This window comes from Microbacterium sp. NPDC056057 (assembly GCF_042266945.1).
GTDB classification, from domain to species: domain Bacteria; phylum Actinomycetota; class Actinomycetes; order Actinomycetales; family Microbacteriaceae; genus Microbacterium; species Microbacterium trichothecenolyticum_C.
The window spans coordinates 595110-619357 of the sequence record NZ_JBHJWS010000002.1 but is presented as its reverse complement, the minus strand read 5'-3'; the positions used below and the strand labels follow the sequence as shown (position 1 = coordinate 619357).

The 24248-nt window shown below is 68.9% G+C and carries 20 protein-coding genes; 12 read left to right on the top strand and 8 right to left on the bottom strand.

Annotated features, from left to right (window positions below):
• Window positions 1-2: 2 nt before the first annotated feature.
• The 6 genes from ACFC1K_RS10605 to ACFC1K_RS10580 all read right to left on the bottom strand — a co-directional run bounded on the left by ACFC1K_RS10605 (window position 3) and on the right by ACFC1K_RS10580 (window position 7407).
• Complete coding sequence (locus tag ACFC1K_RS10605) at window positions 3-1202, bottom strand: glycosyltransferase (protein WP_375871585.1); 1200 nt, start codon at window positions 1200-1202, stop codon at window positions 3-5.
• A gap of 43 nt (window positions 1203-1245) precedes the next feature.
• Complete coding sequence (locus ACFC1K_RS10600) at window positions 1246-2373, bottom strand: glycosyltransferase (RefSeq protein ID WP_375871584.1); 1128 nt, start codon at window positions 2371-2373, stop codon at window positions 1246-1248.
• Window positions 2373-4097 (bottom strand): sugar transferase, encoded by a 1725-nt coding sequence (locus ACFC1K_RS10595; RefSeq protein ID WP_375871583.1) that lies wholly within the window; start codon window positions 4095-4097, stop codon window positions 2373-2375. Before ACFC1K_RS10595 ends, ACFC1K_RS10600 begins: the two co-directional genes overlap by 1 nt.
• Window positions 4098-4168: 71 nt before the next feature.
• Window positions 4169-5053 (bottom strand): hypothetical protein, encoded by an 885-nt coding sequence (locus ACFC1K_RS10590; protein ID WP_375871582.1) that lies wholly within the window; start codon window positions 5051-5053, stop codon window positions 4169-4171.
• 15 nt (window positions 5054-5068) lie between these two features.
• Window positions 5069-6745, bottom strand: a complete 1677-nt coding sequence (locus ACFC1K_RS10585; protein WP_375871581.1) for a polysaccharide biosynthesis tyrosine autokinase — start codon at window positions 6743-6745, stop codon at window positions 5069-5071.
• A gap of 71 nt (window positions 6746-6816) precedes the next feature.
• Window positions 6817-7407, bottom strand: a complete 591-nt coding sequence (locus ACFC1K_RS10580; RefSeq protein WP_375871580.1) for a low molecular weight phosphatase family protein — start codon at window positions 7405-7407, stop codon at window positions 6817-6819.
• A gap of 35 nt (window positions 7408-7442) precedes the next feature.
• Here ACFC1K_RS10580 and ACFC1K_RS10575 point away from each other — a divergent pair, with 35 nt between their 5' ends.
• The 10 genes from ACFC1K_RS10575 to ACFC1K_RS10530 all read left to right on the top strand — a co-directional run bounded on the left by ACFC1K_RS10575 (window position 7443) and on the right by ACFC1K_RS10530 (window position 18281).
• Complete coding sequence (locus ACFC1K_RS10575; RefSeq protein ID WP_375871579.1) at window positions 7443-8297, top strand: lysostaphin resistance A-like protein; 855 nt, start codon at window positions 7443-7445, stop codon at window positions 8295-8297.
• Between the two features lie 193 nt (window positions 8298-8490).
• Window positions 8491-9027, top strand: a complete 537-nt coding sequence (locus tag ACFC1K_RS10570; protein WP_310288498.1) for an LPXTG cell wall anchor domain-containing protein — start codon at window positions 8491-8493, stop codon at window positions 9025-9027.
• Window positions 9028-9101: 74 nt separating this feature from the next.
• Window positions 9102-9803 carry a lysostaphin resistance A-like protein gene (locus tag ACFC1K_RS10565; protein ID WP_375871578.1) on the top strand — a complete coding sequence of 234 codons (702 nt, stop codon included), beginning with the start codon at window positions 9102-9104 and terminating at the stop codon, window positions 9801-9803.
• Window positions 9804-9908: 105 nt separating this feature from the next.
• Window positions 9909-11711, top strand: a complete 1803-nt coding sequence (locus tag ACFC1K_RS10560; protein WP_375871577.1) for a DUF222 domain-containing protein — start codon at window positions 9909-9911, stop codon at window positions 11709-11711.
• A gap of 308 nt (window positions 11712-12019) precedes the next feature.
• Window positions 12020-12466, top strand: a complete 447-nt coding sequence (rplM, locus tag ACFC1K_RS10555) for a 50S ribosomal protein L13 (RefSeq protein ID WP_310288502.1) — start codon at window positions 12020-12022, stop codon at window positions 12464-12466.
• Window positions 12467-12491: 25 nt separating this feature from the next.
• Window positions 12492-12968 carry a 30S ribosomal protein S9 gene (gene rpsI / locus ACFC1K_RS10550; protein WP_203582317.1) on the top strand — a complete coding sequence of 159 codons (477 nt, stop codon included), beginning with the start codon at window positions 12492-12494 and terminating at the stop codon, window positions 12966-12968.
• Window positions 12969-12984: 16 nt separating this feature from the next.
• Window positions 12985-14343 (top strand): phosphoglucosamine mutase, encoded by a 1359-nt coding sequence (glmM, locus tag ACFC1K_RS10545; RefSeq protein ID WP_310288506.1) that lies wholly within the window; start codon window positions 12985-12987, stop codon window positions 14341-14343.
• Between the two features lie 148 nt (window positions 14344-14491).
• A complete protein-coding gene (locus tag ACFC1K_RS10540; RefSeq protein WP_375871576.1) occupies window positions 14492-15331 on the top strand; it encodes a universal stress protein in 840 nt (279 codons plus the stop codon).
• Window positions 15332-15637: 306 nt separating this feature from the next.
• The gene (locus tag ACFC1K_RS10535; protein WP_375871575.1) at window positions 15638-17119 is read left to right on the top strand and encodes a collagen-binding domain-containing protein; all 1482 of its coding nucleotides are present in this window, start codon (window positions 15638-15640) and stop codon (window positions 17117-17119) included.
• Between the two features lie 121 nt (window positions 17120-17240).
• A complete protein-coding gene (locus tag ACFC1K_RS10530; protein ID WP_375871574.1) occupies window positions 17241-18281 on the top strand; it encodes a LacI family DNA-binding transcriptional regulator in 1041 nt (346 codons plus the stop codon).
• A 7-nt stretch (window positions 18282-18288) separates the two neighbouring features.
• Here ACFC1K_RS10530 and ACFC1K_RS10525 read toward each other — a convergent pair whose 3' ends face one another.
• Together ACFC1K_RS10525 and ACFC1K_RS10520 are read right to left on the bottom strand one after the other, a co-directional pair.
• The gene (locus ACFC1K_RS10525; protein WP_375871573.1) at window positions 18289-19932 is read right to left on the bottom strand and encodes a glycoside hydrolase family 32 protein; all 1644 of its coding nucleotides are present in this window, start codon (window positions 19930-19932) and stop codon (window positions 18289-18291) included.
• An 85-nt stretch (window positions 19933-20017) separates the two neighbouring features.
• On the bottom strand, window positions 20018-21631 hold the full coding sequence (locus ACFC1K_RS10520; protein WP_375871572.1) for a glycoside hydrolase family 68 protein: 1614 nt from the start codon (window positions 21629-21631) through the stop codon (window positions 20018-20020).
• A 222-nt stretch (window positions 21632-21853) separates the two neighbouring features.
• Here ACFC1K_RS10520 and ACFC1K_RS10515 point away from each other — a divergent pair, with 222 nt between their 5' ends.
• Both ACFC1K_RS10515 and ACFC1K_RS10510 read left to right on the top strand, forming a co-directional pair.
• Window positions 21854-22915, top strand: coding sequence for a LacI family DNA-binding transcriptional regulator (locus ACFC1K_RS10515; protein WP_375871571.1), 1062 nt, complete (start codon window positions 21854-21856; stop codon window positions 22913-22915).
• 41 nt (window positions 22916-22956) lie between these two features.
• Complete coding sequence (locus tag ACFC1K_RS10510; protein ID WP_375871570.1) at window positions 22957-24246, top strand: extracellular solute-binding protein; 1290 nt, start codon at window positions 22957-22959, stop codon at window positions 24244-24246.
• Window positions 24247-24248 lie beyond the last annotated feature (2 nt).

The window sequence follows — 24248 nt, the reverse complement described above, 5'->3', positions numbered from 1 at the left end:
GGTCACCGCTGGCCCTCCAGATCGGCGAACGTGTCGCTCATAAGAGACCGTGCTTGGTGCCCTCGGCCGATCCAACTGTGAGAGTCCGAGGCCCGAATGCGGTCCTCAACGAGCTTTCGGGAGGGAACACCGCTTTGCTCGATTACCGTCTTCACGAACCCCTCCGCGGATCGCACACGCCAAACGTTGATCTCGTCCGCGGTAACCCCCGGTAGATCAGTGGCGACGACAGCGACTCCGGACGCCAAGTATTCGTAGGTCTTTAGCGGACTCACACCCCGTGTGTAGTCATTGATGACGTATGGAATCAGCCCCACGGTCGAGCTGGCTAGTTCCCGTGCGACCTCCGGTAAAGAGAGCATTCCGAGGTAGGTCACGCCATGGTCGGCCAAGGACGCGAAGGCTTTGCTGTCATTGCCACCTCCCTCCGCTCGTGGTCCCGCGACTCTCACCTCAAGACCAGCATCCGCCAGCTGCTCGAGCAGCGAGTAGTCCACTTTGGACGGCGACAGATTGCCAGCGAAGAACACCCTTCCCGGCATCCGTTGCTGGTCGAGCGGTCCGGCGGCGGCGAAGATGGCCGTGTCAGCAACGTTCTCCCAGAGAATCGGCGAGAGACCTACCGCGCGCAGGTGGTCGGCCACGACATCGCTGCTCGCGATCGAGATCGCTCCATGTGCGGCAAGAGCTCGCTCGCCCTGCGAGACCGCACGGGAACTTATGCCGCGCACGGTACCCAGCAGATCCACACAGTGATAAATGGTGACGTCCGCGTGAGCTTCGAGCCCATAGGTGATCGGGGTGTAGGTCCAGAGGGCCTTCGGGCCCGGGTACTGCAGCCAGTCAGAAACCAGCCGTTGTAGGGACAGACGGTTAGGGCGCGAAAGAGGCCCGGTATGTACCGGAACAACGATCGGTGTTCTTACGGTCAAGCCTTCTGGGATTGGACGCCCTGGCGAGGATGCCGGCGCCTGATCACGGCCCCGCATGAGCACACGCAAGCGCCGCCCGATGCGACGCAAGTCGCGAGCCGACATCTCGGGCCGGCGGAGCGCGATCGATTCGACGAAGGTGACCTCAGCGAAACCGTCCCGACAGAGTTCGCGAACCATATAGTGCTGGTTGGTCGCGATGGGCTGGTTCCAGTCGGCCGTACCCAGTACGAGAACGCGTAGAGGGGCAGCGCTTTCGGAAGTGGTCATAGGAGTTCTTTCTGTCGATGCGCGCGAGACTTGAGCGAGGCCGCTAGCACGGCGAAACAGAACGAGTCAGCTCATCGACCCAGCGCTGAACATCGGAACGGAAGCGTTCGCTAGATAACAACGTCGATCGTGCCTGTAGGTCCGCTCTATCAATCGACGCGGCTGCTCGGATTCCGTGCTCCCAGCTTGGCGCGTCGAACGATTCGATTGCTGCGCCGCCGCCGAGCAGCTCCACACTCTCCGCCGCGCCGCCTATCGCGGGGGCTACCACAGGTGTCCCAGCCGCCATCGCTTCGACTGGCATGATCCCGAAGTCCTCGACCGCGGGGAAGACCAGGACCAGGGCCGCTTGAAACAGGGCGTACAGCAGCTCGTTGCTTGGATTGTCTACAATCAGCACCGGAACTCGTGCGTTGGCAGCGCGACTCGCTAGCCTCTCGCGCTCCGGTCCGCTGCCGGCTAGAACGACAGGAAGATCTGATGCTTCCCCCGCATCGATCACCAGGTCAAGTCGTTTGTACGGGATGAATCGCGACGCTCCCAGCAAGAAGGTCGCGGGCAGCTGCTCCAGGATGCCATTTTCATGACCCCGGACTCTATCCGCCCATGCTCCGCCAGCAATGATGCGGGTGGTGTCGACTGGCGGATAGATCACGGTGGCGTCGCGGTCCCATGTTCGCTGAATGCGAGCGCGCGTGAACTCGCTGTTTGCAGCGATCGCCGTTGCCTCGCGAGCACGCCTTCGGTCGAGCGGCTTCAAGATAGTGCTCGCCGCCCGCGGGGCGAACCCTGCGCCTCGCTGATCCAACTCGGGTTCCCACACGTAGCGCGCCGGCGTGTGGGCGTATACCAGCTTAGGTATGGCGCGGTTCACCCCTCGAAATCGAGCGTGGTGAGCAAACAGGTGAGAACTTATCAGCGCCCAGTCGTAGGCCCTCTCCGAATGCAGCTGGCGCCAAGCGGCCGGCATGAATGGGAGGGCCAGCGCCTTGTTCTTGCGCAGCGGCGTGCGAGCGATCCACGATTCCGACACCTCCCCGGGAATTCGGTCGGGTGCATCGTTCCAGAGTGCGTGAACGTCAGCATCAGGAAATGCGCGCACGAACTCGTCGAGCACCTGTTCCGACCCTCCGGTCGGTGCAATCCATTCGTGAACCAATACACCGGCCATCAGTGGGCTGTCTCACCAGGAGTGACGACGGCCTTGACCGTCTTTGCCATAATCGCGAGATCGCCCAACAACGACCAGTTCTCGACGTAGAAGAGGTCCAGGCGTACGGCCTGATCCCAGCTCAAGGAACTGCGGCCACTTACCTGCCATAGACCCGTAATTCCGGGTCGAGTGAGCAATCGTCGTCGAGCGGCGTCCGTGTAGAGCGCTACCTCCTGCGCGATCTGCGGCCTCGGGCCGACCAAGCTCATGGATCCACCAATCACGTTGAAGAGCTGAGGTAGTTCATCAAGCGAGTACTTTCGGATAAACCGGCCGGCAGGTGTGATTCGGGGATCGTTCTTGATCTTAAACAAAGGAGACTGAGCGGTTCCTTGCTCAGCGAGCAGGCTTGCCAATTGCTTGTCTGCGCCAACCCGCATGGACCGAAACTTGAGCATCTGGAATGGCGCGCCCCTTCGCCCGACGCGTTCCTGCTTGAACAGAACCGGGCCGGGACTCGTTGTTGCGACTACCATCGCTACCGCGGCGAGCAAAGGCGAAAGAAAAGCCACAATCAACGTTGCGAGGACGAGGTCGCAAGCCCGCTTGACAAAACGCTGGCCTCTGCTGAAACGCGGCGTTTCCACATGTATCAGGGGGAGGCCCGCGACCGGCCGAGTGTGGATCCGCGGTCCGGCGATATCCACGATGCTCGGCGCCAAGACGAGGTGGTGACGACCCGATTCGAGGGCCCAAGAGATCTGCTTGACCTTCATAGGCGGTAGGTCGTCGGTGCTAGTCACTGCGACGGTGTCTGCGCCAGTCGCCGCGATTGCTCGCTCGACGTTGTCCACGCTGCCCATCACCGGCACGGACGTGCCTGAGATGGTGTCGGCGATTCTTCCTGAGGGAACGCACGCCCCCACTACCTGGTATCCGGCAGTGGGAGACCGGTGGAGTTCGGTCGCGATTGCTGCGACAGACTCTTCGGAACCGACCAGAAGAACCTTCGCAGAGTACTGGCCGAGCCAGCGCTGCGCGATGAGCCACTGGCGCCAGAGCCAGCGCTCGAGCAGGAGGACGAAGATGCCGAGCGGGAGCGTGATGAGGAGATAGCCGCGGGCAACGTCGACACGGAAGAGGAACGCAAGGATCGCGATGGCCCCGAAGAACGTGAAGCTCGCGCGGGCCACGCGTACGTACTCGGTGGTGCCAGCTCCGATGATGCGGTGGTCGCGGGAGTCGATGAGCGAGAGGGCCCACATCCAGGCGATCACGAGCACCGCGGAGAAGACCCAGTAGGAGAACTCGTTGAAGCGGGAGTCCTCGCGGATCGCGACCTGGGCGTTGCCCCAGCCGAACCAGAGCAGCTGGGTTCCGTAGACGGCCCAGACGAGGACGAAAAGGTCGCTGAGCCAGAGGCGGGTGGCGTAGTTGCGGCGCCAAGAGGGGCGGCGTTGCTCGGAAGTCCGAGGCGTTTCGTCTTGCTCGTTCCTCGCTCGCTCAACGACCGGCAATGAGGTCGGAGCGGGACCGGCGGAAGGGCTCGCTGGAGGGGCGGCTGCCCGAGCCTGACTAGTGGACGGCGACTCCGTTGGCGCGTCGATCTGGGGATTCGACGTCACGATGCCTTCTCGCTTTGTGGTGGTTTTCCCGGCCACCACGGGAACAGTATCAGTTGGGCGCTGCGGGGGAATATGCGAGGTCGGCATCCGAATCCTGGGGAGAAGGGGAAACGTCATCCCATTATGAGAGACCTCTCATCCTCCCTAAGTTCATGTTTCGTCGCGTGGCATGTCGGCTCAGGATTCGCTCAAGGCCCGATGGAAACGAGCGCGTCGCCAGCCCAAACAACGATGTCGGCGCCGGCGGTGTCGATTGCGGCGGCGGTTGCAGCATCCGTTCCCTCGGCGCAGCCGACGACGGCAGCGGAGCCCTGATCAACCGGCAAAACGCGGGAGACCGCCACGCCGGCGCAACCGGGTGAAGTATGGGCGACGAGGATCTCGGGCGGGTCGACCGTGACTGCCAGCACGCCCTCGGGTGCTAGCGCGACCCACTCCTCGCCCGACCACGACCACGCCCGCCCGTCGCACACAAGCGCGATCATGTCGCCGAAGGCATGCAGTCCGAACGCGGTGGGGCATGGGGCCGGAACCGGGCCTGACGGCAGGTGCACCGAACCCGCATTCCGCGGGTCGATGTACCGCGAGGCGGCGAGCACATCGGGGTACGAAGCCCAGAACTCGCCCCGCGTGTACGTCCGCAGCGCCTGGGGCTCGCAACCGGCCATCGCGGCCACCAGCTCGGCGTCGCGGGCAGAGAAGGCCTCGAGCGTCTGCACCTGGGCGATGCCGAGGTACGCGGGCGTCACGTTGGCCCAGGTCTTGCCCTGGTCGGAGGAGCGCTCCACCACGGGCGCGGGACCAGCGCACGAGCCAGCCGTCGCGCGCCACCAGATCTCCGAACCGATCGACAGGAAACGGGTCTGCTCCAGGTTCACCGAATTCGCGGTCGGCGTCGGGGACGGTGACTGAGTCGGCACGCCCAGCGTGAACGTCGGAACCGGCTCGGCCTCACCGCCTGCGGACTCCGGGTTCGCGTGCTCCAGCGCAGCCCACACGAGCACCAGCACCGCCGCGACCAGCACGGCGATGCCCGCGATCGCGACCCATCTCGCGGTGCCGAGACGTTGCATCAGGGCGCCGGCGGGTCAGGGAAGAGGATCGTTGCGACCGGGCGCGGTCGACGCTCCACCCGCCTGGCGGATGATGTCGTCGATCGTCAGCCCGGCCTCCGGACCAGCCTCATCAGCGGGCGCCGGGATCGACCGAGCAGTGTCGACCGGGGCGAACGGGCTCGCCGCGGGGACTGCAGCCTTCGCCGGGCGCGTCGTCGCCGGCGCGGCAGCGGGTGCCGCTGCCTGTCGCACCGGGCTGGCAGCCGGCCGGGTCGGCGCAGGCGCCGGAGCAGCCTTCTCGGCCTTGGTCTTCTTCGGGGCCTTCGCCTTCGCCGGCTTCTCCTGCACGTAGCCGTACCCGTACGTCCCATACCCGTAGCCGTACGCGTATGAGTCCGGGCCGCGGGTCGGGACCATCGTCATCGCGACACCGGCGATGTGGGCGCCGGCGGTGTTCAGCGCGTCGACCGCGCCCGACAGCTGGTGGCGGTTGGTGTGGCCGGCGCTGACCACGAGGATCGCCCCGCTGGTCGCCTTCGCGAGGATCGCAGCATCCGTCACCGGAAGCAGGGGAGGAGCATCGCAGAGCACGATGTCGACGTCGCGCTCGAGGGCCTCGAGCAGCTGGAGCATGCTCTTCGAGCCGAGCAGCTCGCTCGGGTTCGGCGGGATCTTGCCGGCGGGCAGCACGTAGAGGCTGCGGTTGCCCCACGGGAGCATGACGTCGGCCAGGCGCGCGCGGCCGATCAGCACGTCCGTGAGACCGGCGCCGCCCTCGATGCCCAGGTACTCGGCGATCTTCGGCTTGCGCAGATCGGTGTCGAGGAGCGCGACGCGCTTGCCGGCGTCGGCCAGCGCGATCGCGAGGTTGATGGTCGTGGTCGACTTGCCCTCGCTGGGCACGCTCGAGGTGATGACGTACGACGCGCGGCCCTCGTCGGTCTCGAGGAACTGCAGGTTCGTGCGCATCGCGCGGAACGACTCGGCCCGCGGGCTGAGCGGATCGGCGTGCACGATGAGCGGGCGCTCCTTCGCCTTCGGATCGAAGGCGATCGCGCCGATGAGCGGGCGGTCGGTGACCTGCTCCACGTCGCGCGGCGTGCGGATGCGCGTATCGAGCACCGCGCGCAGCACGGCCGTGCCGATGCCGATCGCGAGACCCACCAGCGCACCCAGCGCCAGGTTGAGCGGAACGTTCGGGCTCGACGGGCTGAGCGGCGGCAGCGCGTCCTTCACGCGCTCGACGCGAACAGGGCTGGTGTCGGTGCCGTTGGGCGTCTCGAGCCTCTCGACCACCGACTTGAGCGACGCGCCGAGGGCGTTGGCGACGTCGGCCGCCTGCACCGGATCAGCGCCCGTCACGGTGATCGTGATGAGAGTCGTGTTGAGGGCGGCGGATGCCTCGACCTCGGCCGACAGCTCGCTCGCGGTCATGCCGAGCCCGAGCTCGGCGATCACCGGGTTCATCACGATCGGCGTCGTCACGAGGTTCGTGTACGTCTGCACGCGCGACTGCGTGAAGTTCGATCCCTGCTGCAGATCCTGGATCGTCGAACCCGACTGGGTCGACACGAAAACCGTGCTCTGCGCCTCGTACTGAGGGGTGCGGGTGAGCGACCATGCGGCGGCGACCCCGATCCCGACCAGGGTGGCGACCACGATGATGACCCAGTTCTTGCGCAGGATCCGGATGTAGTCGGTGAGCTCCATGTCGCCTCTCGCTGGCTGGCAGGTGTGCTCCGAGCATTCTTCCACAGGGCCAGGTCACGGCCCGGAAAGCGTTACGCCACGGCCAGCCGCACCGTCGCCGCGACCGCGGTGACGGCCGGCTCGAGCTGCCGCGCCGACAGCAGGTACGTCTCCCACGGCTGCCGGAACGGGTCGATCACATCGTCGTCGGCCGGATCCTCCAGCTGCGGCACGAGGCCGCGATACGAAGCGATCACGGATGCCGCGGCCCTGAGCTTCTCGGAGGGGGAGGTGGCAGCATCCGTCGCCGCTCGGATCTCGTCCTCGGGCACTGCGGCGGCGATGCGCGCGAACTCGCGGATCGTGAACGTGGACCGCAGGCGGGAGGGCGCCAGCTCGGCGATCGCACGGCGGTGCGTGCGGGTCATCGCGAGGATCAGGTCGGGCTTCACGAGGTGCTGCTCGGTGAGGAACCGCGACCGGTGCTCGGCAGTTTCCGTCGCCGGAACGCCGAGCGCCTCGGCGATGTGCGCGGCTTCCGGAGTCATCGGCGCGGCGGCGAGGCCACGCGTGCCGGCGCTCGAGACGTGGGGTGCCAGATCGGCCAGACGGGCCCGCAGCAACTGCTCGGCGAGGGGTGAGCGGCAGATGTTGCCCGTGCACACCGTGAGGATGTCGAACAAGAAGGTGCCTCCACACGGCGGGGTAACGTAGGCGCGTGCCCGACCAGCCTAGCGACGCCGCACCCACGGTCGACCTGTGGTCGCTGCGGCCGCCGGCAGGTTCCTCGGCCGCTGTCGCCGCGGAAGAAGCGCCGATCGAAGAGGAGGCGCCGCGCCGGTCGAGGCGCAGCTCCCACGAGGCCCGCACGGACTGGCGGCTCGGCGGGCGCACCGTCTTCCGCTGGCGCGAAGGCCTGCTGGCGATCGCACTGATCTCGCTCGGCGCCGGTGTGCTGCTCGGGTCGCTCGTGGCGGCGGTGTGGGATTCGCCGTGGGCCGCGGCATCCTCCACCGCCATCGTCTGGATCGGGATGCTGCTGCCCATCGTGTGGGCCTTCACCCGGTCGCGTCCGATCGGGCTGCTGCGAGTGCGAGCGGTGGATGTGCTCTACGGGGTCGTGCTCGGCGCGCTGCTGCGGACGACGCAGGGATGGATCGAGGGACTCGACGGGACGCCGGCGGAGTGGCCGGGCCTCGTGCAGGTGGGTGGCTCGGTGCCGCTGTCCTCTGTGATCTTCGACGTCGTCGGGCCCGTGGTCGTGGTGCCGGTGGTCGAGGAGTTCTTCTTCCGCGCCGTCGTGCTGGTGTCGCTGTACACGGTGCTGCGCCGCCCGTTCGGCAAGCTCACCGCCGGCCTCGCTGCGGCGCTCGGCTCGACGGCACTGTTCGTCGTGATGCACGGGATCTCCGGCGCCGCGGACGTGAGCGAGGTCGTCTCGCTGTCGTTGCTGGGCCTGGTGTGCGCTTTGCTCGTCTTGTTGACCGGGCGAATCTGGGGCGCCGTGCTCGTGCACGTCGTCTACAACGGCTCGTACCTCGCGCTGGCGGTGCTCGCGACGGCAATGACCTAGGTCATTTCGCATTTCGCTCAGTCTTGTCCCCCAAAGGGGGGACAAATGCGACAACTTGTTACCTTTTGGAAACGCCTCGCCCTCTCATCGAACTCTCAGAATGGGATATGGTGTTCCAAGTCGGCCCCTCGGGCGAACGTTTGCCGACAAAAAATCCGCCGATGACGCGCACATAACTCGGGAGATCTCCGCCATGTTCAAGAAGACTGCTGCCGCGCTCGCCGTGGCTGGCCTGCTCGTCCTCGGAGGCGCTGGGGCAGCCTCCGCTGATTACCCGTCTGACACCGCCGTGACCGCAGGTTCGGCGACCATCACCGTCGGCGGCTCGACCACCGTCACCGCGTCGGGTCTTGGGGACCTCGAGAGCGTCTTCTTCGCCGTCAGCGGCGGCGCCGGCGGTTCGCTGTCGTCGATCGTCCTGGCCAGCAGCGGCGGATCGACGGTGGAGAAGCCCGTCACCAACGGCTCGGCTTCCGCCACCTTCACCGCCACCGCGGTCGGCACGTACAACGTCAGCGTCTCGGACGGCGAGACCACGATCGGCCAGACCACGATCACCGTGACCGCCGCCAGCACCTCCGGTGGTGGCACCGGCGGCTCCGGCCAGCTGCCCGCGACCGGTGGCGAGGTCCCCGGCGCGATCATCTGGCTCGGCGTCGGCGCGATCGGCCTCGGTGGCATCGCGGTCGCAGCAGCCGTCGCCCGCCGTCGCGCAGCCGGCAACCGCTGATCAACGACTCCTCGAAGACCCCGGGCGCCCGCCCGGGGTCTTCGGCTTTCTCCAGCCACCTCGGGAGTGTGAAGGTGAAGGATTCGAACGGGCGCGAGTGGCAGCATCCGTGGGCGGCCGTCGCGGTCGCCGCGGTCGGAGCGCTGCTCGTCGCGGTCGTGATCCTGTGGCTGCCGTCGCTGCATTCGGCGCTGCTGCGATGGCCGGCGGTGGTGGTCGGGATCATCGACCTGGTGCTGCTGTCGGCGCCCCTGCTCGGGGCGGTGATCATCGCCGTGCGGGTGTCAGGAGACCGGTTCGCAACGGCGGTCGGGCTCCGAGGGTTCTCGTGGATCGACCTCGTCGCCGGTTTGGGTGTCGGGTTGGTGGCGCGGGGACTGGTCGAGCTCGTCGCACCCTCCGCTGGTGGTGGGTTCCTAGGGGGTGCAGCGGACGCGATGGCGGCCACGACCGTGGCTCTCGCAGGGGCCGTGCTCGTGACTCCCTTGATAGAGGAGCTGTTCTTCCGCGGATTGCTGCAGCGCGCGCTCGGTGATGCCCTCGCGGGAGCGGGCCGGCTCGTCGCCGGTGTGGTGGCTGTGTTGATCGCTACGGCGATCTTCACCGGGCTGCACGTGCTCGCGGCGGGGGAGTTCGTGCCGGTCGGGCTGCTGCTCGGCACCGTAGTCGTGGGGCTGGGGTGCGGCGCGCTGACCCTGCTGACCGGAAGGCTCGCCGGAGCCTTGATCGCGCACGTCGTCTTCAACGCGATCGGGGCGGCGCTGCTGCTCTGGTGAGGGGGTGGGGCGCAGCATCCATTCCTCTCTTATATGCCGGCCGGCTGTCGTTCAAGAGGTGCGAACAGAGATTCGAATGTCTGAGGTAGCTGACATGCTTCAGGTATGAACATCCTCACCGATCTGCAGGGCCGGCTCGACCGGCTCGCGGCATGGTCGGAGCTGGATGTCGACGCAGAGGCGCTCCCATCGAGCGCGGCGCGGTTGAGCGATGCGTCGGTGCTCGAGATCCTCGCCGAGGTCGGCGCGATCGCGAACGACGCCGACCGGTTGCAGGCGGTGCTCGCCGGTGTCGCTGCGACGAGGTCGTCGCGCGACCGAGGGCAGGGCGGACTCGCCGCAGGGCAGGGGTTCTCGACTCCCGAGAAGCTGATCCAGTCGATCACGGGCGGCACGAGGGCCGACGCGGTGCGGCAGGTGCGGGTCGGCACGTCGCTGGTGGAGGGGGTGGATGCTGCGACCCCTGCGTTCGTCCCTGGGGCTGGGGCTGGGGTTGGGGTTGCGGGCGATGGGCTTCCGGCGGTCGGTGACGGCGGCGAGGGCGGGGTGGGCGCAGGGCTTCCGGGGTCTGGGGCCGAGGATGACTTCGGTGGCGGCGCGGGTGCGCAGGCCGAGTCGCCGGCGCGCGTCGTGGCGTGGGATGAGCCGCTGCGGCGAGGGCTGCTCGACGGGCGGCTGACGACGGCGCAGCATGACGCGATCCGGCGTGGCCTCGGGGTGCCCGGCGTCACGATCGCGGCACGCGGGGCGGATGCCGTGCCTGGCGCGGGCGGGGAGCCGGGGCCAGGGGCGGGAGCGATGCCGCCCTCCCCTGCGGACCCGGTTGAAGAGCCAGCGCGCGAAGCGATGGTTCGCGAGGCGTGGATGCTTGCGGCCGAAGCGCTCGCGGCGGAGGCGTCAGGCCTTCCGGTGGAGGAGTTGGCGAAGCGCGCGCGCACCATGCGAGACATGCTCGACCCGGTCGGGGCTGAAGAAAGGTACGCGGGGCGGTTCGACGGCCGCGGATTCCGGATGTGGACCGATGCGGACGGGCAGGACCGCAGCACGATCGCCTTCGACGATGAGATGGGGGCGTTCGTCCGGTCCATGCTGGCCGCGGGCCTGCGTCCGCGGCGAGGCGGCCCTCGCTTCATGACAGATGAAGAGCGGGCGGCCGCGGCGGACCTGATCGACGACCCGCGCACGAACGACCAGCTCGCCTATGACCTGCTGATGGACATCATCCGAGCCGGCGCGCTCGCTGAGGCCAAGAGCGTGTTCGGCTCGCGGCAGCCGGGCGTGCGGATGGTCGTCGTGAAAGACGCCGGCCCCCGCGATGCGTTCGGACGGCCGCTCGCGGTCGGTCATGACATGGACGGCGGATGCGCGCTCCCGGGCTCCGTGATCGAGCGGAATGCGTGCGCGAACGGGTTCATCGAGGTCATCGTCGACCCTGAGGGCAACCCCTTCGACCTCGGGCGCGAGGCCCGCATGTACTCAGCGACGCAGCGACTGGTGCTCGCCGTCCGCGATGGTGGCTGTGTGTGGCCGGGGTGTGACCGGCCCCCGTCTTGTTGCGAGGCTCACCACTGCGACCACTTCGCAGAGGGTGGCAACACCGACGTGGATCGCGGTGTGCTGCTCTGTCGGTTCCACCATATGAAGCTGCACAACACCGGGTGGCGCATCACCCGGGACGGGAAAGGGCCGTTCGTGCTGCGCCCGCCGGTCGGCGAGGGTGCCCCGATCGTGCTGGTCTCGAAGGCGGCCTGGAGTTGGGCGTGGGATCCACCCCGACCACCCGACAGAGTCGAATGGCGGCAGCCGCCGGACCTTCCGCCGAGACCTGGCAGTCCCCGAGCGTGGGTTCCCGAAACGCAGAGTTCGGCCGAGCGTGCCAGGGGTAGCGGACGGAGAACCGGTACCTGACCAAGGAGGGTCGCGGTCCCCAGGAACACGCCAGGCGAAGAGGGCGCCGAACGAGGAGGGTGCTGATCGCACCCTCGTCTTCGGCGCGCTCGGCGTGGCGACCCCGAACCGGAGAAGCCCGCCGGTAGAGGGCCGGTTTGGCCGAGGCATCCATGTCGCGTAGTATTGATCTTTGGTGTCCGGCTCGGCTGACCCGGCATCACGAACGTGAGCCCTCCACTGGCGTGTTTCTCCGATCGTCGATCGGGAAACCACCCCGGAGTGGGATTCACGAACCTCTCCGTTCGAATCAAGAAAGCAGCACTACTGTGACGCGCACTTACACCCCCAAGGCTGGCGAAGCCCAGCGCGAGTGGCTGGTCATCGACGCGACTGACGTCGTCCTCGGCCGCCTCGCCTCGCACGCTGCCGCGCTCCTGCGTGGCAAGCACAAGGCGACCTTCGCCCCCCACATCGACATGGGCGACTTCGTCATCATCATCAACGCCGAGAAGGTCGCCCTCACCGGCCAGAAGCTCGAGCAGAAGAAGGCCTACCGTCACTCGGGCTACCCGGGCGGCCTCAAGTCGGTCACCTACTCGGAGCTCCTCGAGAAGAACCCGGTTCGCGCCGTCGAGAAGGCCGTCCGCGGCATGCTCCCGAAGAACAGCCTCGGCGCCAACCAGCTGTCGAAGCTCAAGGTGTACCGCGGTGCCGAGCACCCGCACGCCGCGCAGAAGCCCACCGCGTACGTTTTCGACCAGGTCGCCCAGTAAGCGCCGCACAGAACAGGACACACTGATGGCGAACATCGAAGAAACCCCCACGAGCTACTCCACCGAGTCCACCGTCGACGAGACCGTCGTCGCCGCCGAGCGCCCCGTGCTCTCGGTCTCGGGCGCCGCAGTCGGTCGCCGCAAGCAGGCCATCGCCCGCGTGCGCGTCATCCCCGGCTCGGGCACCATCACGGTCAACGGCCGTGCGTTCGAGGACTACTTCCCGAACAAGCTCCACCAGCAGCTCATCACCGACCCGTTCACGGTCCTCAACCTCACGGGTGCGTACGACGTCATCGTCCGCATCTCGGGTGGTGGCCCCTCGGGCCAGGCCGGCGCGCTCCGCCTCGGCATCGCCCGTGCGCTGAACGAGATCGACGTCGAGAACAACCGCCCGACCCTCAAGAAGGCCGGCTTCCTCTCGCGCGACGCCCGCGTCATCGAGCGCAAGAAGGCCGGTCTCAAGAAGGCCCGCAAGGCGCCGCAGTACTCGAAGCGCTGATCGGCTTCCATTCCGTATGCCGATCTTTGGCACGGACGGGGTGAGGGGGCTGGCCAACGGCCCCCTCACCGCCGATCTCGCACTGTCCCTGGCCCAGGCGACCGCCGTCGTCCTGGGCCAGGGCCGTTCCGCCGAGGCGCGCCGCGCCGCGGGCAAGCGGCTCACCGCCGTCGTCGCCCGCGACCCGCGCGTCTCCGGCGAGTTCCTCTCCGCCGCGGTCGAGGCGGGTCTCGCCTCGTCGGGGGTCGACGTCCTTGACGCCGGCGTGCTCCCGACCCCCGCGGCGGCGTTCCTGATCGCCGACATGGATGCCGACTTCGGCGTCATGGTCTCGGCATCCCACAATCCCGCTCCCGACAACGGCATCAAGATCTTCGCCCGCGGCGGCGTGAAGCTGCCCGACGTCGTCGAAGAGCGCATCGAGGCCGCCATGGCAGGCCCGAAGCTGCTGCCCACCGGCGCTGCCGTCGGCCGCATCCGCCGCTTCGCCGACGCCGAAGACCGCTACGTCGTGCACCTGCTGGGCTCGCTGCCGCACAGCCTCGACGGACTGCACGTGGTGCTCGACTGCGCGCACGGCGCGGCCTCCGGCGTCTCGCCCGAGACGTTCCGCGACGCCGGCGCACGCGTCACCGTGATCGGCGCAGACCCCGACGGCTGGAACATCAACGACGGTGTCGGCTCGACCCACCTCGACCAGCTCGCCGAGCACGTGGTGCGCGTCGGTGCCGACGTGGGCATCGCTCACGACGGCGACGCCGACCGCTGCCTCGCGGTCGACGCGACCGGCAAGGTCGTCGACGGCGATCAGATCATGGCGATCCTCGCGGTGTCGATGAAGAGCCGCGGCCAGCTCAAGGACGACACGCTCGTCGCCACGGTGATGAGCAACCTCGGGCTCCACCGCGCGATGTCGACCCACGGCATCCACGTCGAGACCACCGCGGTCGGCGACCGCTACGTGCTCGAGCGCATGAACGAGCAGTCGTTCTCGCTCGGCGGCGAGCAGTCGGGCCACGTCATCATGAGCGACTACGCGACGACCGGCGACGGCCTGCTCACCGGCCTGCACCTGGTCGCCGAGATGGCGCGCACCGGCAAGACGCTCGAAGAGCTCGCGTCGATCATGACCGTGTATCCGCAGGTGCTCGTGAACGTGAAGGACGTCGACCGCACCCGCGCGGCCACCGACGAGGGAGTTCAGGATGCTGTCGCCCGCGCATCCGCCGAACTCGGCCTCTCGGGGCGCGTGCTGCTGCGCCCGTCGGGCACCGAGCAGCTCGTGCGCGTGATGGTCGAGGCGTCCTCCGAGGATGAGGCCCGCCGTCACGCCGACGAGCTCGCGGGCGTCGTGCGCGAGCGCCTCTCGCTGTAGATCCGGGCGCGACGACACCTTCGATCGAGACGCGGCGGGCCTTCGGGCCCGCCGCGTTCGTCTTCCCACCGGCGGTTTTGTCACGGCCCACCACCCCGCGCCGGGATCGGCGGCGGGGCTAGCCTGGAGGCGTCCGAAAGGAGCCATCGTGGGTGAAGCGATCGTCGTCGGAATCACGGATGCCGCGGTCACGCGTCGAGCGGTCGACTGGGCAGCGCAGCGTGCGGTCGAGAGGCGGCAGCCGCTCGAACTGTTCACCGTCGTCGGAGGAGCGGTCGGGGCCGTGGGGGAGGACTCCCTCGTCGACGCCGCCCTCGCCCAGGCCGTCGAGCTCGCCGAGGCCGAGGCATCCCGCATCGCGTCGACAGGTGTCGACGTACGCACCCGGGTCGAACGGGGCAACCCCGTCGCGAAGCTGTTGGATGCCTCGACCGACGCGGCGCTGCTGGTCATCGGCAGCGACTACCAGGGGTCGGGATCGCGTGCGCACCGCGGTGCCCACGGCCTGCGCATCGCCGCGGGCGCGCACTCGCCGGTCGTGGTGATCCCGGACTTCGACGTCGCGGGCCGCACCGGGGTCGTGGTCGGCGTCGACGGCTCGCCGGTGTCGGAGAAGGCCGTCGCGTTCGCCGCCGCGGAGGCCGACCGGCTCCACGAGCCGCTCATCGCCGTGGCGGTGTGGACGCCGCTCGAGGTGCCGCGCAACATGGGCGCGTACCCCGTGCAGTACCTCGAGAACATGGAGAAGCTCACGGGCGAGGCGCTCGGGCTCTCGCTCGCCGGGCTCGCCTCACGCTACCCCGACCTCGAGATCGTGCGCCGCGTCGAGCGCGGGTATCCGTCGCACATCATCAACGAGCTCGCGGGCAGGGCACGCCTCGCGGTGGTCGGCTCGCACGGGCGCGGCGCGCTGGCGCGCTTCCTCCTCGGCTCCATCAGCCAGGAAGTGCTGGCGCGACTCGAGACCGCGACCGCCGTCGTGCGCTGAGCTCGGGGGTCGCACCGGGCCTGAGACCGCGACCGGCGTCGTGCGCCGGCGTTGTGCGGTCTCGCGCGGAGAACCACCAGAGAACCGTGGGCGATTTGTGAGAGCGCTCTCATCTCGATAGGTTCGAAGAGGGGACTTTCGATCCGGCGCTCACGCACCCGAAACGCAGAGCACGGACGAGTCATGGCGACGGGGTGACCCGTCTGCCGGCCTCCGTGCTCACGTGTGCGCGGATGGGGGGAACGCCCGCGTAGGGAGCGGGGGCGTTGCGCGCGCCTGCGCGGACGATATCTGGGGGACAGAACCATGTCAGGCAACAGGAACAAGCTCGCCACGGCTGCGGCGGCGGCCGCACTGATCGCGGGAGGGGTCGTCGGGGCATCCGCTCTGCCGGCCGTCGCGACCGAAACGGTCGTCGCCTGCTACGCGAACCCGATGGGCGCCGCGACGCCGATCGGGTCGGCGAGCGGCTACAGCATCTTTGTGACGGGCGATGCGATCCTCGCCAACAGCGAGCTGGAGGGGACCCTCGCCGTCGGCGGCGACGCCACGTTCGGCGACCCGCGCGGCTTCGCGGCCGGCCAGTATCCGCTACTGCAGGGCGGCGTCGGCGGCAGCGCCGACTACGCCGTGCCGACGATCGACGGCGCGCCCAACCGCGTGCTGCTCAACCGTTTCAGCCCGAACCTCGACGCCGTGAAGGTCGCGCAGGTCAAGCGGATCCCCGCGGGGTCGGTCTCGGCCGGCGCGAAGATCGTGACGCCGACCGCCGGCTACGCTTTCGGCCCGCAGCTCGGGGGCACCGGCACCACCTATCTGCCGGTCGGCGGCGGCAACATGAGCCCGCAGATCGAGTCGCACGTGCAGCCGTGGAACGGCGGCGCCGGCGCGGAGAGCTTCGCCACCGAGCTCGACGCGTTCGACGACTATTTCGCCGCCGACGAGGGCGCGGCGCTGCTGGCGCAGGAGGGCATCTGGCGCTCGCCGCAGGTGATCCCCGGCGGCGAGACCCGCATCGTGCTCGACCCCGCCGGACCCAACCGCGTCACGCTGGGGCAGATCGACGGGGCGGCGAAGTTCCGGCTCGAGGGGTACAGCGCGACGTCGCCGCTCGTCGTGAAGGTGGAGCCCGCCGACCTCGTCGACGGCGTGCTCACGGTGCCGTCGGAACTGAACGCGGGCAAGAACGCGCCGGGCAACGCGGCCCTGGGGTATGTGCTGTGGGATCTGTCGTCGATCACAGGCGACGTCGCGATCGTCTCGTTCAACGAGCCGGTGCGTGGTGCGATCTACGCACCTGCGGCGCACGTGATCTTCCCGGCCGAGAGCGCGGGCGGTCGTGAGTTCGAAGGGCAGCTGGTCGCGGCATCCTTCACGGCGCTCAACGGCGGCAAGGAGCTGCACACCAATCTTTTCCTCGGCGTGCTGCCGTGCGTCGACGGCACCCAGCCCGGCGAACCGGGCACGGAGGAGCCCGGTACGGAGGAGCCCGGCACGGAGGAGCCCGGCACGGAGGAGCCCGGCACGGACAAGCCGGGTACGGACGAGCCGGGTACGGATCAGCCGGGCACCGAGCAGCCGGGCACCGAGCAGCCGGGCACCGAGCAGCCGGGCACCGAGCAGCCCGTGACGGAGGAGCCGGAGGCCGCCCAGCCGGCCGTGGAGACGCCGGCCGCCCTCGCGGTGACCGGTGCCGCAGCGCCGTGGGCGTTCGGCGGTGCGGCCGCCGTGCTGGCGATCGCCGGCGGGGTGCTCCTGTGGCTCGCCCGTCGCCGCAGAGCGGCCTGATCTGACGCACGTCAGCGGCGCTCATGCATCGGCGGGGCGCCGCTGTCGTTCTTGCCCCGCGCGCGCCGGCAGCGCCGATCGAGGGCGAGCCCCAGGCAGCCGCGGCCCATAGGCTGGGCGTATGTCTGGCAAGACCGGCGGGCGCGCGCGCGTCAGCGACGTCGCCGCCGCCGCGGGCGTCTCAGCGACGACGGTGTCGCATGCGCTGAGTGGTGCGCGGGCGGTGAACGCCGAGACCCGCGAGCGGATCCTCGCCGTCGCCCGTGAGCTCGGCTACGTCCCCGATCGGGTGGCCAGCGGACTGCGCCGCCGACGCACCGGCGTCGTCGGGCTCATCGGCGATGACCTCGCGGCGACTCCGTTCGCGGGCCGCATCATCGAGGGTGCCCGTCGCGCCGGGCTCGAGCGCGACGTGCTGCTGATGGTCGCCGAGAGCGGCGGCGATGCCGAGGCGGAGCGCGACCTCGTCGCGCGCTTCCTCGCCCAGCGCGTCGACGGCCTCTTGATCGCCCGCATGTACCACCAGCGCGTCGAGCAGCCGGACGTCCCGGATGACGTGCCCGTCGTGCTCGTGGACGCGGCGCCTCAACCCGGCTGGGAGGTCGACGCCGTCGTCCCCGACGAGGCGCAGATCGCGGCTCTCGCCTGCGAGCGGCTCACGCGTGAGGGGCACCGCGACATCGCCTACGTCGGGACCACTGACGAGTCACGCGCCGCTCGCGGCCGCCTCATCGGCGTGCGATCCGCCCTGGGCGACTCGGGGATCGCCCTGACCGACGGTCGCCTCGACTTCTGCCCCTCCGATGCGGCGGGCGGTCGAGAAGCGGGAGGACGACTCCTCGATCAGCTCGTCCCGCCCACAGCCGTCATCTGCTTCAACGACCAGATCGCCATGGGCGTGATGCAGGCCGCGGCGCGGCGCGGCGTCCCCGTCCCGCACGGCCTCAGCGTCGTGGGGATCGACGATCTGCATCCCGTCGCCGACGCCCTCGACCCCGGGCTCACCACGGTCGCCCTGCCACACGACGAGATGGGGAGGTGGGGCATGACCCGCCTGCTCGACCGGATCGACGGGACCGCACCGCCGGTCGGCGACGGCATCCACCTGCTCCGCGGCTGGCTCGTCGAACGTCAGTCGGTGGCAGTGCCCGCGCGGCGCTAGCCCAGCGCTACCGGCGCTGCGACTCCCGTTCGACCGGGGCAACCCGCAACGGGGTGAGGGTGGCGCTGGTGACGGCGACCGGCTCCCGCGTGCCCTCGATCTGCAGCCCGCGCGCGCCGCTGGTGCCGAACGTGGCCATCGTGAGCGCCGCGCGACCGCCGCCCGCGAAGACCTCGATCGAGGAAGCGTCCACGACGATGTCGAGCGCGACGCGCCCATCCTCCGGCTCCACCGCCGCCGTGCGCACCTCGCGGTACGCCTCAGGCATCGTGTCGGCGACGGCGTCGGCATCCCGTGCGACGAACACGGACCGCGCCGCGAAGTCGTAGCCGACCGTCGCGAAGCTGCCGTCCCCCGTGAGGACCTTGACCCGAAGCTCGCCGGCCGGGCTCGCAGCATCCAATCGCAGTCGGTACGCGCCCGAGGCCGGCACCGTGACGTCCACGGCCTCGCCGTCGGTCAGCCGCACGTCGTCGAGGTGTTCGGGATCACCCGAGAGCGAGCCCAGCTCGGGTGCCGGCTCCGAGTGCAGCGTCGCGCGCCCCTCGTCGTCGCTCAGGGTGATCGTGCGCACGAGGGAGTCCGACCCGCCGTGCCAGTCCTCGGTGGGGAACCCGCCCGCGTAGGCCCAGTTGTTCATCCAGCCGATGCCGTACCGCGACCTGAGGCGGTCGTGCGCGTCCAGGCGTGGGTCGTCCCACGTGACGGCCGCGTAGTAGTCGGGGCCGTGATCCAGCCACTGGTGGCCGGTGTCGTCGGCGGTGAAACGCTCGCCGTTCCACTCGCCCACCCAGTACGCGGTGCCCGTGGTCATCCCCTCCGCGGCGCCGTTCGCGCCCGCGACGAGCACCCAGCGCACGTCGTCGGGATCGCCGTCGACCGCCATGGGGAACAGGTCGGGGCACTCGAGCACGCCGAGGTCGGTCGTGACGAAGTCCGACACGTACGTCCACGAGCGAAGGTTCGGCGAGGTGTAGAACCCGATTCGGTCGTGCTCGGCGAGGGCCATCACCCAGCGCCCGGCCGCGTCGTCCCAGAACACGCGCGGGTCGCGCCAGTCCGCGACACCGGGGTTCTCCATGACGGGATTGCCGTCGAATGACTCGAAGCGATAGCCGCCGTCGCGCGAGACGAACAGGGACTGCCTCTGCACCCCGTCGACCTGCTGCGTGACGATCGCGATGACGGCGCCCTCACCGAACCCTGCGGTGCCGTGCTCATCGACGACCGCCGTGCCGGTCCAGATGTCGCCGAGCCCGTTGGCGTACTTGTCGATCGCGATCCCCTCGTCCTTCCAGTGCACGAGGTCGGTCGAGGTCGCGTGGTACCACGCGGTGCCGTTCCCGTCCGGATAGTCGGCGTTGTAGAGGTAGTAGTAGTGCCACACGCCGTCGCGGAGGAACGGCTTCTGCGGGTCGTTCATCCAGTCCTTCTCCGGGGTGAGGTGCACTCCCGGCCGGTGCGGAGACCAGTCCGCCGGCCGCTCGAACCCGTCGGTCGTCGCGGAAGGTGAGGGCGCGGCATGCGTCCCGCCCCGTTGCGACAGGGTGACGGCGATCGCCGCCACGAGCACGATCGCGGCCGCCGCTCCGGCGAGCAGGGCGAGCAGGCGCCGCCGGGGCGACGCGGATCGGGCGTTCTGCGTGTGCATTCGGTCTCCTTCTCGGCTTCGGAACGGGACGAACGGATGCCTCGGCACGGGGTCGTGCCGAGGCATCCGCTCGACGGTCGTCAGGTCAGGGCAGCGGCGTGACCTTGCCGCCGTTGTTGACGTTGATGTTCGCCGGGATGTCGGCGTAGCCGCCGAGCCCGCCGCTCCCGTACGAGTAGTCGACCGCCGACGAGGCGCCGTCGATGTCGATCTTGACGGTCGGCGCGAGCGTGCCGCCGCGGCGGAAGTCGCCCTCCGTGCCGACAGTGTCGATGAACGACTGCACCAGTCCACCGGGCATCACGTAGTGCGAGTACGCCTGGAAGTGCCCGATCGGCTGGTTGTAGTCCGGCGCGAACGGCTGTCCGCCCGCGAAGTTCAGGTTCGTCGGGTTGCCCAGTGCCAGGCCCGAACCGGAGTTCATGGGCTGGTAGTCGCTGCGGATGCCGTCGCCGACGAACCCGTAGACGCCCTCGGGGCCATCGATGCCGTTCGCGAACGTGCCGCGGTGACTGATGGTGAAGAGGTAGTACTTGCCGTCCTTCATGTAGATCTGCGGACGCTCGGTCTGGTCGGTGACGCAGTTCGCCGACAGGATGGGCGGCAGGAACTCCCACTCGGTGAGGTCCTTGTTCTTCGCCTTCGCGAGACCGACGTTGCCGATCTGGTACGTGGCGCCCGAGGCGTTCACCTGGTCGACCGTCTCTGCGAAGGGATCTCCCTCGCGGTAGCCGAGGTCCTCTTCGTTGCACGTCGCGGTCTCGCGCGGCATGGCGGAGTTGCCCTCGAAGACCATGTAGGTCTCACCGGGATGGGCCGGGTCCTCGAACGTGAACGGGTCGCGGAAGTTGAAGAACTCGTTCTGCGCACCGGTCTGGTAGTACGTCCCATCGGCCTGCAGCAGGTCGGTGACCTTGTCGAACCCGGTCAGCTTCACGCCGTTCTTGTTGGCGTGCACCTTGCCGACGCTCAGCGCGATGCGCGGGTCGTAGGGCTTGCGGTTGCTGCCGTCCTCGTTGCGGTAGAACGCGACGTCCGTGAAGAACAGCTTGATCTCGCCGCCCTTCGAGATGCGCGCCGAACCCGACCACTGGGTCTGGTGGCTGTACGACTGGTCGGGGAAGATCTTGCCCGTCACCCCTTCGTCGAAGACGAGGCCGCCATACGTCCAGCCGCCGTTCTCCGGACGCTCATCGGCGGGAACGCCGGCGGGGCGGTAGAAGTAGCCGATCTTCGCGAACACGTGGCGCTCGTCGAACACGAGGTTGCGGTCGGCCACGAGCGAGAAGATGATCTCCTGGCCGTTGACGCTGTACTGATTGGCGTCCTCATCGGTCAGCGGCCACGAGTCCCAGACCCACACCTGCTCGTTGCTCATGTCGGGGAAGTCCTGCGAAACCGCGGGCATGGTGAGCTCGGCGGGCATCGAGTTCTGCTTCGAGCCCGCGGTCGGGTCCGACAGGCGCTTGAGCTGCCGGGCGTCCGCCCGGGTCCACTTCGCGGTGAAGTCGTCTTCGGGGGCGTACGCCTGCTGCGTGTGCGTCGTCGGCTGGGGGCCGTCCTGCAGCTCGGGCGTCGCCGGCACGGCCGGTGCGGCGAGGGCTGCCGCGGGCAGACCGACGAGCACGGAAGCTGCGACCGCAGCAGCGGTGAGGCCGCCGGTCAGGACGCGCCTGACCTTCTTCGGGGGAGTGTGCATTTCTGATTCGCTCCTTGGATTCTCCGCAATGCAAATCGATTTGCATTGCGAACTCATAGTTACATGTGCGGGCCGATCACGCACATGTGGATCCAGGCGCATGGACTTCGCCGGAACGCCGCACTTGACGGCTCGCTGTCGCTCGGTCCATAATCGGATCCGCTCGATAAATCGATTTAGCACGAGGGAGTGTCACTGATGGCGAGGGCTCGGATCTCAGACGTGGCGGCAGCGGCCGGCGTCTCGGTGACCACGGTCTCGCTCGTCATGAACGACGTCGAATCGCGCATCTCGGAGGAGACGCGTCAGCGCGTCCGTGAGGCGGCTCGGGCGGTCGGCTACGCTCCGAGTTCGGTGGCCCGAGGGCTCCGGACGCAGCGCACGCGCACGGTCGGACTCATCTCCGACCAGATCGCGACGACGCCGTTCGCCGGTCGCATGCTCGCCGGTGCGCAGGACGCCGCCCGCGACAACGGCTACCTCGTCTATCTGATCGACACGGGCGGCGATGCCGACATCGAACGCGAGGCCATCGACGCGCTCACCGCGCAGCAGGTCGACTCCATGATCTACGCGTGCATGTGGCACCGCGTGGTCGACGTCCCGCAGGGCGTCTCGGCGCAGACCGTGCTGCTCGACTGCCGCCCGGCGAACGGGGGCTACCGCAGTGTCGTCCCCGACGATCGCGCCGGAGGAGCGGCCGCGGTGCGCGAGCTCGTCGCCGCCGGCCACCGGCGGATCGCCTACATCGACACCGACGACGGCCCCATCGCCTCGCAGCTGCGCCACGAGGGCTATCTCGAGGCGCTCGCAGAGGCCGGCATCCCGGCCGACCCGGCGCTTCACATCACCGGTGACACCTCGGCCCACGGTGGTCGCGCGGCGGCCGAGGCGCTGCTCGACCTCCCCGACGACGAGCGCCCCACCGGCATCTTCTGCTTCAACGACCGCATGGCGGCCGGCGTGTACATCGCCGCGCACCGCCGCGGCCTCGACATCCCGCGCGATCTGTCCGTCGTCGGCTACGACGACCAGCAGCTGATCGCCGCGGAACAGGATCCCCCACTCACCACCGTCGCCCTGCCCCATTACGCCATGGGTCGCTGGGCGATGGAGGTCGCGCTCGGCGTCCGCGCGGAAGGGGATGAGGACGCCACGCACCTGATGGAGTGTCCCGTCATCCGACGAGACTCCGTAGGCCCGCCGCCGGCGCAAGTCGCCAAACCGAACCGGCGACGGGCTTCACACACCGAGCGGCCGCCGCAGGCGGCCCCCGATCGGTGACCCACGCGGGCGTGAGTCACCAAGAAAAGGAAACCACAACAATGCGCACAAGGACCCCGATCCTCGTGTCCGCGGGCCTGGTCACGGCGATCGCCCTGACCGGGTGCGGGCAAGCCGGCCAAGGTGACACCACCACCGCGGACGGCCGCACCCAGTTGACGATGTGGACCCACTCGGCGGGCAATCCCGCCGAGCTCGAGGTCTACGAGCAGATCATCTCCGACTTCAACGCGTCGCAGGACGACTACGAGGTCGTGCACGAGTCGTTCCCGCAGGGCGCCTACAACGACGCGATCGTCGCGGCCGCGGCATCCGGTGATCTTCCGTGCCTTCTCGACCTCGACGGCCCGATCATGCCGAACTGGGCCTGGGCGGGCTACCTGCAGCCGCTCGAGCTGCCCACCGAGATCACCGACTCCCTGCTGCCCACGGCCGTCGGCGTGTGGGACGACGAGATCTACTCCGCCGGCTACTGGGACGCCGCACTCGGCATCTTCGCCCGCAAATCGGTGCTCGACGCCAACGGCATCCGCATCCCGACCGTCGACCAGCCGTGGACCGCGGACGAGTTCGACGCGGCGCTCGCCACGCTGAAGGACGCCGGCTACGAGACGCCCATCGACATCGGGGCTGAGGACACCGGGGAGTGGTGGCCGTACGCCTACTCGCCGTTCCTGCAGAGCTTCGGCGGCGATCTCATCGACCGCGACACCATGCTGTCGGCCGACGGCGCACTCAACGGACCCGAGGCGGTCGCGTGGGGCGACTGGTTCGCGGGCCTCTTCGCCGACGGGTACGCCGGCAACAGCGGCACCGTGGGCAACCAGGAGTTCATCGACGACGAGGTGGCGCTCAGCTACACCGGCGTCTGGAACGCGGTCGCCGCGCTCGACGAGGTCGGCGACGACCTGCTGATCCTGCCCCCGCCGGACCTCGGCAACGGCCCGAAGATCGGCGGCGGCTCGTGGCAGTGGGCGATCTCGTCCAAGTGCAACGACGCCGACGGCGCTCGCGCGTACCTCGAGTTCAGCTTCCAGGACAAGTACATCACCGAGTTCGCCGACAAGCAGGTCGTCATTCCCGCGACGGATGCCGCCGCTCAGGCGTCGGAGTACTTCGGCGATGACGGTGCCCTGCGCCCGTTCGTCGAGTTCTCGCAGAAGTACGCGGTGCTGCGCCCCGAGACGCCGGCGTACGCGGTCATCTCGACGACGTTCGAGACGGCGGCGAAGGACATCATGAACGGCGCCGACGTCCAGGAGACGCTCGACCGTGCCGTCTCTGAGATCGACGCCAACATCGAGTCGAACGACGGCTACGGCTTCCAGTGATC